This window comes from Halomonas sp. AOP27-A1-41, assembly GCF_052378605.1.
In the GTDB taxonomy this organism is placed as follows: domain Bacteria; phylum Pseudomonadota; class Gammaproteobacteria; order Pseudomonadales; family Halomonadaceae; genus Vreelandella; species Vreelandella citrativorans.
Genome location: NZ_JBQSXT010000004.1, coordinates 117,315 through 134,468, shown reverse-complemented (window position 1 = coordinate 134,468; position 17,154 = coordinate 117,315). Strand labels below are relative to the sequence as shown.

The window sequence follows — 17,154 nt, the reverse complement described above, 5'->3', positions numbered from 1 at the left end:
CATTTTATGTTATCGAACGCGTTTAAAGCGCTGGCCTGCCCGCTTGACGGCGGCACGCTCACTCAAGCTGAAGGCGTATGGCGCTGCACGGCGGGACACAGCTTTGATATTGCCAAACAGGGTTATGTAAACCTGCTGCCTGTGCAGAACAAACGCTCAAACGACCCCGGTGACAGTAAGGCCATGGTGGCTGCACGGCAGCGTTTTTTGAATGCCGGACATTACCAGCCTGTTGCAGAGGCTGTTCGCCACGCTGCCTTAAAAGGCGCTTCAGAAAACGAACGGCTTAGCTGCCTGGATGCAGGCTGTGGCGAAGGCTACTACTTGCGTCAATTGGCCAGCACGACGCCGCAAACACCGCTTGCTTTGATGGGGTTGGATATTTCCAAATGGGCGGTTATGGCGGCGGCCAAGCAGAGCCGTCAGCAAGGACGCCCTCAACAAGAACAGAGCCGTCAGCAAGACGCTACGTGGGTAGTAGGCAGTAATGCGAATTTACCTGTGCAGTCGGCCACGCTGGATAGGCTACTCTGCATGTTCGGCTTTCCCGTGATGAGCGAGTTTGCCAGAGTGCTTAAGCCGGGCGGGTTGCTGTTACAGGTGGAGGCAGGATCAAATCATTTGCGCGAGCTGCGTGAGATTATTTATCCAACGCTTAAGCCCGAGCGCAATGCAGAACCCGCTGTGCCAGAAGGGTTTAGCCTGCAGGCAACCGATACGGTCTGCTATTCGCTAACGCTTAATGACAAAGAGAGCATTGCGGATCTTTTGGCCATGACCCCGCACCTTTATCGGGCAAGCGCTGAGGGCCGAGAAAGAGCGGCAGCACTGAAGACACTCATCGTGAGTGTTGATGTGCGAGTGATTAAATGGATTAAAAACGCATAGAAGAAGGGTAGGCAAGACGTGGTTGGCGGCTTGTTTGGTTTGGTCAGAACTTTACCAACCCCAAACGCAACAAGGCCCACCGAGGCGGGCCTTGTCAGTCAGACCCTAAGGTCTGAGCAAACACTTAATAAGAAATATTAAGAAGTTTGCTTGATGTTAGAAGCCTGAAGGCCTTTTTTACCCTGGGTAACGTCAAAAGAAACGCTAGCGCCTTCTTGAAGGGTTTTGAAGCCGTCAGACTGAATTTCGGAGAAGTGTGCAAACAGGTCGTCGCTGCCGTCAGAAGGAGCGATGAAACCGAAGCCTTTAGTGTCGTTGAACCATTTAACTGTGCCAGTTGCCATGATTAAATCCTTTCGCGCATAAGCGCCGTAATAAAGTTCCTGGTATTACCCAGATTGAAGTAGCGGGTGAAACAAGGAATACAATATCAGGCTGCCGAAAGAATCGTACGCTTCTGAAACCATGCTGCTTGCTAACCAACTGATGATACAGTGCCATGATTCGCGGCGCGCGTCAACGGGTTTGTGCATTTGTTTTCTAAGCCCAAGGCAATATTTCACTCTTGCGCACCACTGGCCATGTCGCGAGTGCTAAGTACTTAATACTAATTACTTAGTGGCTGCGCTTGTGCATGGTGAGCTGTAATAACGCACCGCTTGCAGCAAGCGCACCGGCACTTAACGCAAGCGTCCAAAGCGGAAAGGCACTGGCAAGCATAAGCCCGCCTACCGCCGCCCCAATCGCGCTACCCAAGTAAAGCGCTGATTCGTTCAGGGCCACGGCGAGATTGCCATCGCCATGCGGTTTGCGAACGTGCATTAGCGCGTTATTTTGCGGCACCTGTAACGCCCAGCCGACGGCTCCCCATAGGGCGATAGGCACAAGCGCAAGCCATGGATGCAGAGCTGCAGCAATTGGCAGGCTTATCAGTGAAACGGCCAAGATCAGCATAATAGTCAGTACAACGCTGGAGCCTTGGCTTTTATCCACAACCGGTCCAATTAAAAAGCTGCCCAAAATCCCGCCAACGCCCCAAACCCATAAATAAAGTGCAATAGAGGGAGGGCTGCCAGAAGTTGATGCTGCTATAAGCGGTGAAATAAAGGTATACATCCCAAGACTTGCTACGGCAGCTAACAGCGAGACAGCTAAAATGGTCATGGTTGTGGGGTGCTTCAAGATGACCAATTTGCGCCGCAACGATATATAAGGCGCTTCGGGAATATCGGGGAGCTTGTAGTACAGGCCTGCCAGGGAAATCGCGCCAAGCAGTGCAATCAGCCACATGGCCGAGGCCCAGCCCAGTTGCTCTGCGAGTAATAGGCTAAGCGGTACGCCAAGCACGGTGCCACTCGCCATTCCGCCCATAATCATCGCAATGGCGTTGCCGCGCTGCGCTTCAGGTGCGAGTGCCGCCGAGGCTGCAATTCCTAGCGCCAGATAAACCCCAGCTCCCACGCCAGCCAGTGCTCGCCAAGCCATTAGCGTGACAAAGCTTGTGGCCAGCGCGCTTGCAACATTTGCAACAACGAAGATCGCCAATGCGAGGATTAACCCTGTGCGCTGCTGATGACCTGGCAGGAGCGCGACCACGATGGGAGAAACCAGGCCATACGCCAGTGTAAATGCCGTTACCAGTTGTGCCGCCATTGCATCTGATACTAAAAAAGCGGGAGTAATCAGGGGAATAAGGCCTGCGGTGACATAAGACGCCATCCCCAAAGAAAAGGCGCCCAAGGCAATTAAATAAATCGATAGTCGAGAAGAAAATGCCATTAGGTTCTCCAGTCAGGCTCATACGTTACTTGGTAGGCGTCTATTGCTGACGGCTGCCAAGCGGTGAGTGCGCTATTCTGGAGAGGCTTTAAAGGGGGTACAATTTAACTGTTTATACTATTACTAAAGGCAACAAGATGGCGGCAGTACGTTCTTTAAACCGCACCCGCACCGAGCTTGGGGAATTCCTGCGTAGCCGACGCGAGCAGGTAACACCTGAAGAGGTTGGTTTACCCGTGGGTAAGCGGCGGCGCACGCCTGGCTTACGCCGCGAGGAAGTCGCGGCACTCGCCGGGGTTGGATTGACCTGGTACACGTGGCTCGAGCAAGGGCGCGATATTCGCGCCTCGGCAGATTTCCTCGACCGCCTTGCGCGTACGCTTAAGCTTGATGCCACCGAGCGGCGCCATCTGTTTTTGCTGGCGCACCAGCGCCTCCCCGCTGAGCCGGGAAAAACATGGTGCATAGTGCCGCCTTTGATACTTCGTCTGATGAACGATTTACCCACTCGGCCTGCCTACGTGTTGAATTTGCGTTGGGATGTGCTGGCCTGGAACCACGCGGGTGATCGTCTGTTTGGCTTCTCTAAACATCCACCGGAGCAGCGCAATCTTCTGTGGCTACTGTTTACCGATGCAGCCACTCGCGGGCTTTTCGACCCTTGGGAAGTGCAGGCCCGCCAAATGCTCGCCAGTTTTAAACGCGATGCGGCCCGCGCGCCAGAAGACCCGGCGATCAATGCGTTGATCAAAATGCTGGTCCACGTGGATAAGGATTTTAAAACGTGGTGGGCAGGGCAGGATATCCACGGACCTTGCCATGGCGTTCGACACTTTCACTTCGCGCCGTTAGGGGCGCTCGATTTTGAGCATACCTCGTTGTTGGTTGACGAAGACCGCCACCTGCGGCTGGTCTATTACGTTATTAAAAACGGCGCCACTGAAAACGACGCCGCTAACAATGGCATGGGCAACGAAGAGGCGTTTAATCACTGGCTTCAGGATGCCCAAACGCCAGCATCATAATGAGTGGTTCTGGGCTTTTGCCAATATCCAGCCCTCTGGCGTGGCGCACAGGTGCGAGGTTGTGCAAGAAGTCTTGGTCATGAGAGGCCACTACCAGCGCACCTGGGTAGCCTCTTAACATGCTTTCCAATGCCTGTAGCGAGGGTAGGTCGAGATGGTTGCTGGGCTCATCCAGCAGTAACAGTTGCGCGGGCGGGTCGGCATATAGCGCGCACGCCAGCGCTACCTTTAGCTGCTCACCACCGCTTAGCTTCCCGCAGGCAACGCTAATTTTCTCAGCCGTTAGCCCAAGGTGTACTAACCGTGTTCGCAGCAGGGTGGTCGGTGCTGCTCGGTTGGCTACTGTTAACTGCTCTATAGCGCTCCGGGTTTTATCTAACTGAGCCAGGTGTTGGTCGAGATAGGCGCTTCTGACATGCACACGGCGTTCACCCTTTAGGGGTGGGCGCTGTTCAGCCAGGAGTTTAAGCAGGGTGGATTTACCCGAGCCGTTGGGGCCAACAATGCCTAAACGCTGCTGCCCCGTGAGGCTGAAATTAAGCTTTCCGGCAACGTAAGGAAGTGTGATATCCGTGAGCTCAGCAATGATCCGCTGGGCAGGCTGCACGGCAATGTCATGCAGCGCGATATGCGTATCTTCAGAAAGCTGTTCCCGGGCTTGCTGAATAGCGCTCAGGTGCTGGCTGCGTGTTTCTGCCTGCTGGTGGGCAAGGCGCCCAGCGGAAAGTTCGCTGCGCTCTTTTTGACGATCCAGAAGAATTTTTGCCTGATTGGCCTCATGTCGCTGGCGGTTACCACGTGCCTGACGTTGCGCTTGGCGTTCATGCTGTTGATGCAGCACGCGCTCTGCACGTTTTTTCTCTTTTTGATGGTGTTCCAGGCTAGCTTGAGCCGCTGCTTGTTCGCTCGCCTTTTGTTCGGCGTAAAAGGTGTAATTGCCGCCATGGCTGCGTAGCCCCAACGTTGACAGCTCAACGATACGTGGCAGGTGGGCGAGCAGTTGGCGGTCATGGCTAACAACCAGCAGCCCCTTGGGCCAGCGGGTTAGCTGCTCAATAAGGGCTTTTCGGCTTGGGCCGTCCAAGTGATTACTCGGCTCATCCAGAATAAGAAAGTCCGCACTCGATAATAGTACGCCGATCAGGGCAACGCGCATGGCTTCACCGCCGCTTAATGTCGCCGCTGGGGTTGTCGAATCAAGGTGGGCAAGGCCACTGTGTTCAAGCTCGCGCTGTAGCGTCTGGCGGATATCCCATTGATCGCCTAGTGCATCAAAGTCTTCGGTGTTCGTGCTGCCCGCCTCAATGCGGGCAAGTGCCGCTAACGTAGTGCCCAGACCTGCCAGGTCGGCTACCGTGCCGGATACCTCTTGGGTAACGCGTTGCGATAAATAGCGCACTCCACCTATGCGAAGGCAGCGCCCTGTTGAGGGTGTGATGTCGCCAGCCATTAGCCTTGCCAGCAGCGTTTTACCCACGCCATTGCGCCCCACCAAACCAGTAGGCGTTGTATCGAAGGTTTCCGTTAGCGCGGAGAACAAAACGTGACCGTTGGGCAGCGTATAAGAAACGCTATCGAGCGAAATAAACGTCTTCGTCATCGGATGTACCTATCAATGCCAAACATTCCCCTTTTGATAAGGGATGGAGAACGTGGCCGTCGGAAACAGGACGGCAGCATTAATAGCGCATTGGACGAATACCTTTAATCAGAGGGAAGGCCACTAGCCTAGTCAACTTATGTTGCTTTTCCAAGGCCTTTGCCGCGCTACCTGCCTGCTGATCTACACTTTCTGGCAAGGATTTTGTATCTCGCTAGATACGCGCAATAGGCACTCAATGGAAAGAGAGCAAACCATGATGTATGGAAAGAGAGCAAACCATGATGTACGACGTGGCAGTTGTAGGCGGCAGCTATGCCGGGATGGCCGCAGGGCTGCAGCTGGCCCAGACACGGCGCCATATAGTAGTGGTGGATGCTGACCAGCCGCGTAACCGGTTTTCCGCTCGGCCGCGGGGATTTTTGACGCAGGATGGTAAGTCGCCCGAGGACATTGTGGCGGCAGGCTACGCGGAACTGGCTCAATACCCGACAGTTGACTGGCACAAAGGGGAGGTTGAAACGATTGTCGGCGAAGTGGGAGACTTTACGCTAACGCTTGCCGAGCCACGGGCAGCGGCGTCGTCATTTCGCGCCCGTCGCGTTATTCTGGCCGCTGGCGTAGACGATGATCTTCCCGCGTTGCCAGGGCTTAAAGAGCGCTGGGGCACGCATGTTTTTCATTGCCCTTACTGTCATGGTTTTGATCTAAACCGTGGGCATATTGGTGTGTTGGCCCATTCAGCAGCGGCGATGCACCTTGCGCTGATGCTGCCCGACTGGGGCAAAACAACGCTATTTTTGAACGACGCGTTTGCGCCTGATAAGTGGCAATTACAAAAACTCGACGAGCGCGGTACGCATATCGAACATGGCGCTGTTGAACGCCTGGCAGGGGAAGGCGTGAAGGTAGTAATGGCCGATAGCCGGGTATTTCCCTGGAGGGGCTGTTTGTTGTCACTCAAACGATCCCCAGCACGCTGGCGCTGCGCCTTGGGTGCGAAATTGAGACCACGCCGCTGGGGCGTGGTCTCAAAACCAGTGCTGCCCAGGCAACCTCTGTGCCTGGTGTTTTTGCTTGTGGTGACATTGCACGGCCTGTGGGTAATCTTTCGCTTGCCGTTAGCGACGGCGCCTTGGCCGGGCAGGCAGCGCACCATTCGCTGGTATTCGATTTATAAATCAGGCTTCAATGGCGCAGTAGAGGAGCCTCTTTCAATGTCAAACAGCGCAGTCTCCAATACGTGTGCTTGTATCGCGAGCCTGAGCCATCAGGCAGCAGCTGGAGGTTTACTGGCTCCGTAGGGTGACGTTTTCTGTTGGCGGGCTCTAATAAGCTTTCTGGGTAAAGGTGACTAACATGACGGCGCTTTTGAAAGGATATATGCGCTCTTCGTTGATCTTACGTGTCACGATCGCGTTGCTGCTGGGGGTAGTGGTGGGGTTGTTGGGTGGAGAAACCATCGCCACTTGGCTGGGGCCGGTCGGTGATCTACTGCTGCGTCTGCTGACGTTTCTAATTGTACCTATTGTACTGTTTACGCTGATGGTCGGGGTCAACCAGTCAACGGTAGGTGGCGTCGGCCGCGTTGGTCAAAAGGTGCTGCTGTATTACCTGGCCTCTTCCGCGTTCGCAATTGTGGTGGGACTATCGGTTGCCTCACTACTTAATCCAGGCAGTGGCATGACGCTGGATGACAGTGCGAGCTTCTCTGTGCCGGAGAATCCAGGACTCGTTGATGTACTGCTTAATATCGTACCGAACAACATTATTGGCGCGTTGGCTGACCAGAACCTGCTCGGCATCATTTTTACCGCGTTGGTATTCGGTATCGCTTTGATGAAGGTGCGCCAAAGCGAAACGCACGGCAAAAGCGCCGAGCGGTTGTATGAAATGATCGAAGGCTTGAATACCGTGACGCTGAAGGTGATGTCGGGCGTGCTGCATGCCGTACCGATTGGGGTGTTCGCTATTGTGGCGGAAACTGTCAGCCAGCAGGGGGGTGAAACGCTACTGTCATTGGGTGACATGGTGATCGTGCTGTACATTGCCTTGGCCGTTCAACTGGCGATTTACTGCGTCATCATGCGTCTTTTTGGGGTGAAACTGCGCCGCTTTTTTCGGGAGGCTCGCACGCCGATGGCCACGGCGTTTGCCACGCAAAGTAGCGCGGGCGTGCTGCCACTGACCATGAATGCCGCCCGCCGTATGGGCATCGCGCAAAGTGTGTACGGGTTTAGCCTGCCGCTGGGAGCGACCATGAACATGGATGGCGCGGCGATTCGGATCGCTATTTCCGCGGTGTTTGCTGCTAATGTGATCGGCGCACCGCTGGATCTTGCCAGCATGGCTCAAATTGTCGTGATCGGTACGCTGATCTCAGTTGGCACGGCGGGCGTACCGGGGGCGGGTATCATCATGATTGCCACCGTGTTTGCTCAGGTAGGGCTGCCGATCGAAACCGTCGTACTGTTAACCGCTATTGATGCGTTGGTAGGAATGGGCGCTACCGCCCTGAATATAACCGGCGATTTAGTGGGCACGGCAGTGATCGCCAAAAGTGAAGAAGGCAAACAGAAAGACGTGCCTTTAGACGATATCTCTTCCACAGTGAAAGAGTAACGAGCAAGGCCATTAATCGACAGGAGACGACGGGATGAATGACCAGGAACTCACTTACTTGACCCGTGCCATTGAGCTGGCTGAAGAAGCTCTTGATGCGGGTGATGAACCCTTTGGCAGCGTGCTGGTAAGTGCACAAGGGGATATTCTTGCCGAGGACCGTAACCGAATTGTCAGCGGTGACGTGACGCAGCATCCCGAGTTCACGCTGGCACGTTGGGCAGCACAGCACATGACGCCAGAGGCGCGCGCCAAGGCAACGGTGTATACCACAGGCGAGCACTGCGCCATGTGCGCAGCCGCGCATGGGTGGGCAGGGCTTGGTCGGATCGTTTATATCAGCTCATCTGAACAGTTAGGGCGTTGGCTAGATGACCTGGGCGTCGCCCCACCGGCGGTAGCCTCCTTCCCTATTCAGCACATTGTGCCAGGGCTTGAAGTAGCAGGCCCGTTAGCAGGGTGGGATGAAAAGGTCCATGCGTTGCACCAACGGCGCCATGCGGTTTAGCTAGCAGCAACAAAAGAGCCGCCCAGACATTTGTCCAGGCGGCTTCAGGGTTTATCTATGTTGTACAATCAGTGCTTTAAAATCACATAAAACGCATGAATGATGCCGGAGATAAAGCCAAGCAGCGTCAGGATGGTGTTTAGCCAACAATAGCCTTTTAGGCCAACCTTTAAAATACACCGAACGGCGGTAGGATGATGGCAACAATCATCTTGACCGGATCCGTTGCTGCCAACACCACAACGCCTCCTTTACTTATATGAATTGTCATCTGCGGCGTTATTTCTATCTTTAATTAACGCTTTTTTTCAACATCCTTAACGATCATTTTTTTATCAGAAAAACGGGGAAGGGAATCCATGTATAAGTTACTACCGCCATCACTACTACTTGCAAGCTGCGCTGTTTCTGGCCCGCTTTGGGCACAAGCCGAGCCGGTATCTACCCAAGCGCTGCCCACTGTTGAAGTGAGTGCACCCCGTTTAGCACGTGAGCTTTATGCCACACCGGCTGCGGTTTCTATTCTGGATCGAGACGCCATTGCTCAGGGCCAGCAGCGTGTGCGGTTGGATGAGTCTTTGGTACGCGTGCCGGGTGTGTTTGTCCAAAACCGGGATAATTTTGCCCAGGGCCAGCGTATTGCAATACGTGGCTTTGGTGCGCGTGCGCCGTTTGGCGTGCGCGGTATTACGGTGATGGTTGATGGCATTCCTTATACCTTGCCCGATGGCCAGGCGCAGCTGGACGCCATTGATCTGGACAGTGCCGAGCGCATTGAGGTGATTCGTGGGCCTTCCTCGGTACTTTATGGCAATGCCGCCGGTGGGGTGATTGATGTGACGACCGCAGACGGGCGTGATAATCCAGGCACGCGGCTGCGAGTAGGGGTGGGCAGTGATGGGTATCGTAAAGCTGCCCTGCAAACCGGTGGCGCCCAAGGGGAGTGGTCACACCACGTCAGTTTTTCAGCCTTAAACGTGGACGGCTATCGCGATCAGAGCTCTACTGAAAAGTATTTATTGAATGCCAAGCTACGCCGGGAGCTGGGTAGCGAGCGTGCGTTAACCGCGATTGTCAACTTGCTGGAAAACCCGCGCTCGGAAGATCCCGGTGCACTCAATGCTGGCGAAGTGGCTAGCGGGCGCCATCAGGCGGCACCCAATGCATTGGCGCTTGATTCACACCAAAAAGTCGACCAGCAGCTAGTCGGTTTGCAGTATGAAGATTTGGCCGCAGGCCCAGGGGAGCTCTACCTTAAAGGGTTTATTGCGCGACGCGATTTTGAGCAACAGTTGCCCTACGTGGGCGACAGCCGATTAGGGTATAAGCGTGATTACATGGGCGCCAGCGCTGAATACCATCATGATATTACTCTGGGCGAGCTACCGCTGAGCTATGTCGCGGGAATTGATGTCGCGCGCCAGAGTGATGATCGCTTCCGCAATGATGTGAACGCCCAGGGCGCGGTAGGTGATCAAGTGGCGGATGAAACCCAAAAGGCCACGTCGGCGGGTGTTTTTGCTCAGGGCGACTTGGATATCACCGAGCAGGTAACGCTGTCGTTAGGCGCGCGATTTGACCGTGTGGATTTGGATGTGGGTGACCAGTATTTTGACGATGGCGATCAAAGCGGTGAGCGTACCTTTAATGAGTGGAGCGGCTCTGCTGGGCTTAGCTACCGCTATCGTCCTCAGCAGCAGGTGTATATCAATACCGGGACGGCCTTTGAAACGCCTACATTCGCTGAATTTGCTAACCCGGCAGGCGGCGGCTTTAACCCATCCATTGAGCCGCAAAAGGCCTGGAATCGTGAAGTGGGTATGCGCGGGTATATTGAGCCGCTAGCGATGGATTACGACGTTGCCTTATTCTCGGTACGTGTGCGTGATGAGCTGGTGCCTTATGACGAGGGCGGGCGTACCTTCTATCAAAATGCGGGTGATACCAATCGGGATGGCCTGGAAGTAGCGCTGGGCTGGCAGCTTGCCGATCAGTGGCGGTTAGACAGTGCGTTGACGCTGGCGCGCTATGAGTTTGACCGGTTTTCCACGCCTGATGAGCGCTTTGATGGCAAGCGTATTCCCGGCTTGCCGGAGCAAACCTGGGTCAATCAGCTTACCTGGGAGAGCTCAGCGCACCGCTTTGCCACGCTTGAAACGCAATACACCGGCGATATGGTCGCTGATAACGCCAATGAAACGGATATAGATAGCTATTGGCTGGTGAATCTTCGCGTGGGTGATGGTTGGCAACTGGGAAGCGACTCACGTTTAAATGCTTATGTGGGCGTGCGTAACCTGTTTGATCAGGAGCACTATGCCAACGTTCGCTTGAACGGCACCTATGGTCGTTACTATGAACCGGCACCGGGGCGTAGCGTATACGGTGGGGTGGAAATGCGCTTCTAAGCCCGTGGTTTCAAGCCTTCGGCTTTAATCGGCGAAGGCTTCGGTAATAGTCATGAGACTAGACGGCAACGATAGCGGGCAGCCCAAGGGCTGCCCGCTGTGTTATGACGAGACGATGAGTAAACGCTTATTCAGGTAGTGCGTACCCGATAACGTAATCGCCCATTTTAGTTCCGAAGGTGCCGTGACCACCCGCCGTTACCACCACGTATTGACGGCCATCGGCGCCGGTATAAGTCATGGGAGTGGCTTGGCCACCGGCGGGCAAGCGTGCTTTAAAGAGCTCTTCGCCCGTGGTGATGTCGTAACCACGCAGATACTGGTCCAGCGTGCCCGACATAAAGACAACGCCGCTGGCGGTGGAGAGCGGGCCGCCTAGTGCCGGAACACCCACCGGCAAACCAATCGGCAAATCAAAGGGCATGCTGTCACGCGTAGTGCCGTTGCGGTGCTTCCACACGACCTCGGCATTTTGCAGATCGATACCCGCTACATCGCCCCAGGGCGGTGCCTGGCAGGGCAAATCAAATATCGACAGCAGCGGCCCTAGTTCAACGGCGTACGGGGCTCCTGCGTTTGGCTGTAGCCCTTGTTCGCTGGCAGACCCTTGGCCTTCTTCAACCTCATCACGAGGAATCAAGCGCGAGATAAATGCCAAGTACTTGGCCCCGGTGAAGAGCGCCTGGCGCTCAGGGTCAACCGCAACGCCGCCCCAGTTCATTACCCCGACGTTGCCCGGGTAAATGATACTGCCTTCAAGCGAGGGAGGCGTGTACTGGCCTTCATAGCGCAGTGAGTTGAATTGAATACGGCACATCATTTGATCAAACGGTGATGCACCCCACATGTCGCGCTCGGTTAGCGGTGGGGGTAGCAGATTGAGTGCCGAACGCGGCTGAGTTTCTGCTGTCCAGTCGCCTTCAATGGCGCCCTGGGGCGCAGGGATTTCTTCAATCGGCACGATCGCTTCGCCGGTTTCCCGGTTAAGCACGTAAAGGCTGCCCTGCTTTGTCGGCTGAATCACCGCGGGTTGAACTCCGTCACTGGTCGCCAAATCAATCAGTACGGGTTGGGCGGGCATATCCATATCCCACAGGTCGTGATGAACGAACTGATAGACCCAAGCAACCTGGCCGGTTTCGAGTTCAAGCGCCACCAAGCCTGCGCTGTAGATTTCATCGTTTTCGGTACGGTCCGCGCCATACTGGTCGGGCGTTGCATTGCCCATCGGCAGGTACACCAGTCCCAGCGTTTCATCAACGCTAATGGGCGCCCATACGTTGGGCGAGTTGCGCGTGTAGGTTTCGTCATCGGCAAGCGGTTCTGTTTCTTCCGGGTTGCCGCTATCCCAGTTCCATACCAGCTCGCCAGTGCGCACATCAAAGGCGCGGATAACGCCTGACGGCTCATCGGTTGAGCTGTTATCCGTCACGTGGCCGCCCAGGATGACCAGGTTCTCGGTCACGGTGGCAGGGGAGGTGGAGTAGTAGCCGCCTGGGTTGAAGCTGCCGATGTTGCGAGTTAGATCAACTTCGCCGTTTACCCCAAACCCTTCACACGGCTCACCGGTGTCGGCATTCAGGGCGATCAAGCGGGCATCGGCGGTGGGCAGGTAAAGACGGCGCGGGCACATCACATCGGTTTGGCTAATAATTGCCGAGGGCGCATTGTCAGCATCACCTGCAGCGGTTTCGGTCAAACCACTAAGAATAGCAACGTCGATATCAAAGGCGCTGGCATCCGCAAAGAGTTCAGACGCTTGAACGCCTGCTTCGCTCGCATCATCTGTACCGCTGTCTGCGTAGTTGGCAGCATCGTAGTACGCAAGGCCTCGGCAGGTCATGTGCGCCCAGCCCGAGAAGTCGTCGGCGCCCTGGGTGCTGATTTGCGGGTCAAACTCCCACAGGGTTTCACCGGTTTCGGGGGAAAGCGCCATAGCGCGACTGTGGGAGGTGCAGATATACAGACTGTCGTTAGCTTTTAACGGCGTATTCTGGTTGGTAATTTCGGGAGGGGCGTCGGGGCCCGCTTGGTCACCGGTCTGAATACGCCATACTTCTTCCAGTTGGCCAATATTTTCAGGGGTGATTTGACTTAACGATGAGTAGTGCGTGCCAGCATTGGTACCGCCATAGGCGGGCCAGTCGTCGCCTGCTACCTGGGCGGGGTTGACGCTCTCACTACCCGACGTGCTGTTATTGGCAAGCGTGCCATCAATGGTCGTGGGGTCATCAAATTGACTGGCGATAGCCACCACTATAGCGGCTGCAATGCTGGCGGTCAGCGCGAGACTTCCGCCTCGCGAACGAAGCGGCTTTCGCCACCAGGGAAGCAGCATGATGATGCCGATGAGCGCAAGGACGGCGACGCGGGGAACCAACTGCCACCAGTCCAGGCCAACTTCCCACAGTGCCCAAAGCAGCGTCGCTATTAAAATTAGCGCATAAAGCCAAAGGGCAGCGCCCCTGCGCATAGCGAGTAAAATACCGGTGGCGGTAATGCCAATGCCAACTATCAAATAGTAGGCACTGCCGCCGAGGCTAATGAGTTTGCCGCCGCCTACCGCTAACGCCAGGCCTGCAACAATCAGTAAGAGGCCTAGCAGTAAGGCAGGCCATTTCCCGCGTGTTCGCGTATTTTCATCCATGAGTGTTCCCCCTGTTTATTACGATTGACAGCTTATTACGTTTGATAGCTGTTGATGGCTAGGCTTGGTACCGGCTTCGACGGGGTTTACCCATCAAACAGGTGACTGAGCTGCGCCGAAAGTACCAGTAATGGATGTGAACTGATCAAACGGCGTTGGATAGCGCATAAAAAAGCCACGCTATAAAGATAGCGTGGCCATGGTGTGTTGCTACTATTTATTCATTCTAACACGGTGTTAGCGCTCTAGTGCCACTAGCATCTTGCCAGTATTACCACCTTTGAACAGCTCCAAAAACGCCTCTGGTGTGCTCTCCAGGCCCTCTTTAACCGTTTCCTTGTAATCAATTTTACCCGCCGTTACCTGGGGAGCTACTTCCTTGAGGAACTCAGGGTAGTGATCCCAATGGTCTGCCACAATAAATCCTTGCATCTTCGCTTTGCGTACCACCATTTGAGACAGATTGCTGGGGCCTGGCGTGGGTTTTTCGGCGTTATAACTTCCGATCATGCCGCAGACCGCAATACGAGCGCCTTCATTTAGCTGGCTTAATGCGGCTTCCAGGCAAATGCCTCCCACATTTTCAAAATAAACGTCAATGCCTTCGGGGCTGGCCAGCTGTATCGCATCGCTTAACTCGTGAGCGCTGCGGTCGCGGTAGCTAACGGGCTCAACACCCAACGACTCAAGCCACGCAAGCTTATGCGCTGCACCTGCAATACCGACCACGTGACAACCCTTGGCCTTGGCAAGTTGCACCACTAGTGAGCCCACCGCACCGCTGGCAGCACTGACCAGCACATTGTCGCCAGGGCGGCACTCGGCAATGCGGTTAAGGCCGGTCCAGGCCGTCATGCCCGGCATGCCCAATACCCCAAGATACGCCTGCTCGGGTACATCAGCGTTGGGTAATGGGTAAACGCCTGCTGAAGAGAGCTGAGCAATATCGCGCCAGCCACCCATATGGCTAACAATATCGCCCTCTTTTAAGCGTTCATCGCTGGAGGCAATCACTTCGCCTATTGCGCCACCTTCCATCGGCTGACCCAGCCTGAACGGTGCGACATACGTATGTTGCCCGCTCATACGGCCGCGCATGTAGGGGTCTACCGAGAGCCAGCGGTTGCGAATACGCACTTCACCTAGGCTGAGATCAGGAAGTGATTGGGAGTCCAGGGTGAACAGTTCACGTTCGGGTAAGCCGTTGGGGTAATCGGTGAGGGTAAAGAAATGAGACTTCATGCATACCTCCAGTCACGTGAAAGCGTATTAATGTACTTGAAACAGATGTACTTGAAGCATAGAGATCATTACCTTGCGCGCAAGTTCGTTTTTTTTGAAGTCATGTATGCGGTAAGCCAAGCATCTAAAACACCAGGCAAGAACAGGAGACAAAAAAACAGGGCGCTCAAATGAGCGCCCTGTAGGATTCAGCGAATAACAGAAGTGATGTGTCGTTGAGCGGCTAAGGGGTACCACACACTTAGGGGGTGTGCTATCCGTTAATCCAGCAACGTTACCATAACCGGGGCTACTCCCTGGTTCAGCATGCCCAGTGTGCGTGCTGCTCGCTTGGATAGATCAATAATCCGCCCTTTTACAAAGGGGCCGCGGTCATTGATCAGCACTTCTACTTCTTGCCCTGTATCAGGACGGGTTACCAGCACTTTCGTCCCAAACGGTAAGCTAGGATGAGCAGCGGTGAGTGCCTGCTGGTCAAACGCTTCTCCGCTGGCAGTGAGCGCGCCTTGAAAGCGGTCACTATAGTAGGAAGCAACGCCTTCCTGTGTATCTGTGTCGTTGGCAAACGCGCTATTTGCTGTCATGGCGATAAGCAGGACAGCTAAACAACTCGTTCGAAATAGTCGTGTAGGGGCTCCCATTGGAGTACCTCAGTTATTCGTGTCGGTCGAGAGTCTCGCAAGCATCAATGAGGTGCCGGATAGGCGAAGGGATGGTAACGCGCTCTTTCAGAGTCAGCAAGCTTTAAGACGTTCGGTGCAATTGACCCCAAAGTTGCGTGTTTTTTTGATGTTCCCGTTATGACCTTGCATTTCAGGGGGTTAACGGGAAGTATAGGAATATAAGTAAAGCTCTTCTGGTACATTAAAATGATACCGCTCATTGAGCATTTTACTTACCATTACGTATTATTAATCTTGCTGAACGACCCATCCTTCCGTCATTGATCAAGGACGCCCTAATGGCTAAATCCTCTCCTTTTGCGCTAATCGTGGTTGCGGTAGGGGGAGTTGTTGTCGGCTTTTTAGCTGCACAGACGCTCTCTTCCGATGCATCTTCCTCTTCCTCGGTGGCGTCTCAAACCGCCGAACAAACTGCACTGGCGGGGCTGGATAGCATTACGCTTGGCGAGCAACTGCGTGGGGAAATTACGGCCAGTGACCTGCTTAATGGCAATGATGGAAGCCGCTATGACCGCTACATGATGACGCTTGATGAGAGTGATCTGGTTGAGTTTAGTTTGCGCGGTGCCCTGAATGGCATCGTAGCGCTTTATGATGACCAGCTTCAGCTGTTGAGCGTAGCGCCTACTGCACGCCACCGTATTGAGCAAGCGGGCGATTACATGGTGGTGGTCAGCGGTGCTGATAGCAGCAGTTACGGCCCTTATACGTTGAACAGCCGAGTGGTTGAACTAAGCGATAGCACGGTATTGACCCTTGATGCTCCACTGGACAGCTGGTTGGATGGCACTTCTAGTAGTGAGTATACGCTGACCATCGAAGAAGCGGGCATGTATCAGTTGGAAATGCGTTCCGATGAATTTGATGCGTATCTTGAGCTTAGCGGGCCAAATGGCTATTTCCGAGAGGACGACGATAGCGCGGGTAATTTGGATGCCCGAATTTCAGACTTCTTGGTGCCGGGTGACTACACCGTGACGGCGCGCACACCTTATGACGAAGGTGCTGGCCTTTTCACGCTGACTGCTGAGTCGAGCGAATTACCCGGCGATGGCGAGCTGCGCAACGACGGCAGCATTGTGCCCAACGACTCATTAAATGGTTTGTATAGCGGCCAGGATCTTAGCTATCAGGTTGAAATTGAAGAAGCGGGCATGTACCAGATTGACATGATGTCGGATGATATTGATGCTTACCTGGTGCTCGAAGGTCCTGATGGCTATTACCGTGAAAATGACGATGGCGGCGATAACCTGAATGCCCGTATTGCTGATTTTTTTGAGCCCGGTACTTATCAGTTAACGGCGCGTACTGCTTATGGCAGTGATAGCGGTTTGTTCAGAATTACCTTGGCACCGCAAGAGCTACCTGAAGGGGTCGAACTGCGTAACAGCGGTGCAATCACGCTTGGTGAAACGTTAAACGGTTGGTATACCGGTGAGTCACTGGTGTACGAGCTTGAGCTAGCCGAAAGCTCATTAGTCACCATTGGTATGCGCTCCAGCGACTTTGATGCTTATCTGGAACTTGAGGGCGAAGGTGTCGCTGTTAGTGATGACGATGGTGGTGCCGGTACCAATGCGCAACTGCAACAGCAATTGCTGCCGGGTACCTATACGGTCATTGCGCGTGGCTTTAGCACGGCGAGCAGCGGGTTGTTTGAGCTTGACGTAACCGCTGAACCGGCACAAATGCAGCCCAGTATGTAACTGATTACGCTATTTTAAGCTGTTGTTTCTCTTCTTGGTGGGC

The 17,154-nt window shown here is 54.5% G+C and carries 13 protein-coding genes and 1 pseudogene; 7 read left to right on the top strand and 7 right to left on the bottom strand.

Features of this window, described 5'->3' with window-relative positions; translation table 11 throughout:
* The first annotated feature begins 6 nt into the window (after window positions 1-6).
* Window positions 7-888 carry a putative RNA methyltransferase gene (locus ACT3TC_RS04795; protein WP_444639336.1) on the top strand — a complete coding sequence of 294 codons (882 nt, stop codon included), beginning with the start codon at window positions 7-9 and terminating at the stop codon, window positions 886-888.
* 137 nt (window positions 889-1,025) lie between these two features.
* Here the strand turns inward: ACT3TC_RS04795 and ACT3TC_RS04790 are convergent, their stop codons facing one another.
* Window positions 1,026-1,232, bottom strand: coding sequence for a cold-shock protein (locus ACT3TC_RS04790; protein ID WP_018917934.1), 207 nt, complete (start codon window positions 1,230-1,232; stop codon window positions 1,026-1,028).
* Window positions 1,233-1,503: 271 nt separating this feature from the next.
* Window positions 1,504-2,667, bottom strand: a complete 1,164-nt coding sequence (locus ACT3TC_RS04785; protein ID WP_444639335.1) for an MFS transporter — start codon at window positions 2,665-2,667, stop codon at window positions 1,504-1,506.
* Window positions 2,668-2,804: 137 nt separating this feature from the next.
* Here ACT3TC_RS04785 and ACT3TC_RS04780 point away from each other — a divergent pair, with 137 nt between their 5' ends.
* On the top strand, window positions 2,805-3,692 hold the full coding sequence (locus tag ACT3TC_RS04780; protein WP_444639334.1) for a helix-turn-helix transcriptional regulator: 888 nt from the start codon (window positions 2,805-2,807) through the stop codon (window positions 3,690-3,692).
* Here ACT3TC_RS04780 and ACT3TC_RS04775 read toward each other — a convergent pair.
* Complete coding sequence (locus ACT3TC_RS04775) at window positions 3,652-5,292, bottom strand: ABC-F family ATP-binding cassette domain-containing protein (RefSeq protein WP_444639333.1); 1,641 nt, start codon at window positions 5,290-5,292, stop codon at window positions 3,652-3,654. The two genes, ACT3TC_RS04780 and ACT3TC_RS04775, sit on opposite strands and share 41 nt — an antisense overlap.
* A gap of 281 nt (window positions 5,293-5,573) precedes the next feature.
* Here ACT3TC_RS04775 and ACT3TC_RS04770 point away from each other — a divergent pair, with 281 nt between their 5' ends.
* From ACT3TC_RS04770 to ACT3TC_RS04760, 3 genes are read left to right on the top strand one after another with little or no spacing between them, the layout of a single operon-like run.
* Complete coding sequence (locus tag ACT3TC_RS04770) at window positions 5,574-6,596, top strand: FAD-dependent oxidoreductase (protein WP_444639332.1); 1,023 nt, start codon at window positions 5,574-5,576, stop codon at window positions 6,594-6,596.
* 55 nt (window positions 6,597-6,651) lie between these two features.
* Window positions 6,652-7,914 (top strand): dicarboxylate/amino acid:cation symporter, encoded by a 1,263-nt coding sequence (locus tag ACT3TC_RS04765; protein WP_444639331.1) that lies wholly within the window; start codon window positions 6,652-6,654, stop codon window positions 7,912-7,914.
* Between the two features lie 34 nt (window positions 7,915-7,948).
* Window positions 7,949-8,422, top strand: a complete 474-nt coding sequence (locus ACT3TC_RS04760; RefSeq protein WP_087108178.1) for a nucleoside deaminase — start codon at window positions 7,949-7,951, stop codon at window positions 8,420-8,422.
* Window positions 8,423-8,490: 68 nt separating this feature from the next.
* Here ACT3TC_RS04760 and ACT3TC_RS04755 read toward each other — a convergent pair.
* Window positions 8,491-8,633, bottom strand: a pseudogene (locus tag ACT3TC_RS04755) (YqaE/Pmp3 family membrane protein).
* A 148-nt stretch (window positions 8,634-8,781) separates the two neighbouring features.
* On the opposite strand from ACT3TC_RS04755, the gene ACT3TC_RS04750 reads away from it, so the two are divergent.
* On the top strand, window positions 8,782-10,830 hold the full coding sequence (locus tag ACT3TC_RS04750) for a TonB-dependent receptor family protein (RefSeq protein WP_444639329.1): 2,049 nt from the start codon (window positions 8,782-8,784) through the stop codon (window positions 10,828-10,830).
* A gap of 127 nt (window positions 10,831-10,957) precedes the next feature.
* Here the strand turns inward: ACT3TC_RS04750 and ACT3TC_RS04745 are convergent, their stop codons facing one another.
* From ACT3TC_RS04745 to ACT3TC_RS04735, 3 genes are all read right to left on the bottom strand, one after another.
* Window positions 10,958-13,477, bottom strand: coding sequence for a glucose/quinate/shikimate family membrane-bound PQQ-dependent dehydrogenase (locus ACT3TC_RS04745; RefSeq protein WP_172118110.1), 2,520 nt, complete (start codon window positions 13,475-13,477; stop codon window positions 10,958-10,960).
* A gap of 237 nt (window positions 13,478-13,714) precedes the next feature.
* Complete coding sequence (locus tag ACT3TC_RS04740) at window positions 13,715-14,719, bottom strand: NADP-dependent oxidoreductase (RefSeq protein WP_444639328.1); 1,005 nt, start codon at window positions 14,717-14,719, stop codon at window positions 13,715-13,717.
* A gap of 260 nt (window positions 14,720-14,979) precedes the next feature.
* Window positions 14,980-15,303: a septal ring lytic transglycosylase RlpA family protein gene (locus ACT3TC_RS04735; protein WP_406565430.1), complete on the bottom strand. Its 324-nt coding sequence runs from the start codon at window positions 15,301-15,303 to the stop codon at window positions 14,980-14,982.
* A 377-nt stretch (window positions 15,304-15,680) separates the two neighbouring features.
* On the opposite strand from ACT3TC_RS04735, the gene ACT3TC_RS04730 reads away from it, so the two are divergent.
* Window positions 15,681-17,111 carry a hypothetical protein gene (locus ACT3TC_RS04730; RefSeq protein ID WP_444639327.1) on the top strand — a complete coding sequence of 477 codons (1,431 nt, stop codon included), beginning with the start codon at window positions 15,681-15,683 and terminating at the stop codon, window positions 17,109-17,111.
* The last annotated feature ends 43 nt before the right edge of the window (window positions 17,112-17,154 follow it).

Bases quoted from the DNA above. Each gene is read 5' to 3' on its own strand.
- ACT3TC_RS04780 (WP_444639334.1), top strand. From the start codon at position 2,805: ATGGCGGCAGTACGTTCTTTAAACCGCACCCGCACCGAGCTTGGGGAA.
- ACT3TC_RS04740 (WP_444639328.1), bottom strand. From the start codon at position 14,719: ATGAAGTCTCATTTCTTTACCCTCACCGATTACCCCAACGGCTTACCC.
- ACT3TC_RS04785 (WP_444639335.1), bottom strand. From the start codon at position 2,667: ATGGCATTTTCTTCTCGACTATCGATTTATTTAATTGCCTTGGGCGCC.
- ACT3TC_RS04745 (WP_172118110.1), bottom strand. From the start codon at position 13,477: ATGGATGAAAATACGCGAACACGCGGGAAATGGCCTGCCTTACTGCTA.
- ACT3TC_RS04775 (WP_444639333.1), bottom strand. From the start codon at position 5,292: ATGACGAAGACGTTTATTTCGCTCGATAGCGTTTCTTATACGCTGCCC.
- ACT3TC_RS04750 (WP_444639329.1), top strand. From the start codon at position 8,782: ATGTATAAGTTACTACCGCCATCACTACTACTTGCAAGCTGCGCTGTT.
- ACT3TC_RS04760 (WP_087108178.1), top strand. From the start codon at position 7,949: ATGAATGACCAGGAACTCACTTACTTGACCCGTGCCATTGAGCTGGCT.
- ACT3TC_RS04790 (WP_018917934.1), bottom strand. From the start codon at position 1,232: ATGGCAACTGGCACAGTTAAATGGTTCAACGACACTAAAGGCTTCGGT.
- ACT3TC_RS04795 (WP_444639336.1), top strand. From the start codon at position 7: ATGTTATCGAACGCGTTTAAAGCGCTGGCCTGCCCGCTTGACGGCGGC.
- ACT3TC_RS04770 (WP_444639332.1), top strand. From the start codon at position 5,574: ATGATGTACGACGTGGCAGTTGTAGGCGGCAGCTATGCCGGGATGGCC.
- ACT3TC_RS04735 (WP_406565430.1), bottom strand. From the start codon at position 15,303: ATGACAGCAAATAGCGCGTTTGCCAACGACACAGATACACAGGAAGGC.
- ACT3TC_RS04730 (WP_444639327.1), top strand. From the start codon at position 15,681: ATGGCTAAATCCTCTCCTTTTGCGCTAATCGTGGTTGCGGTAGGGGGA.
- ACT3TC_RS04765 (WP_444639331.1), top strand. From the start codon at position 6,652: ATGACGGCGCTTTTGAAAGGATATATGCGCTCTTCGTTGATCTTACGT.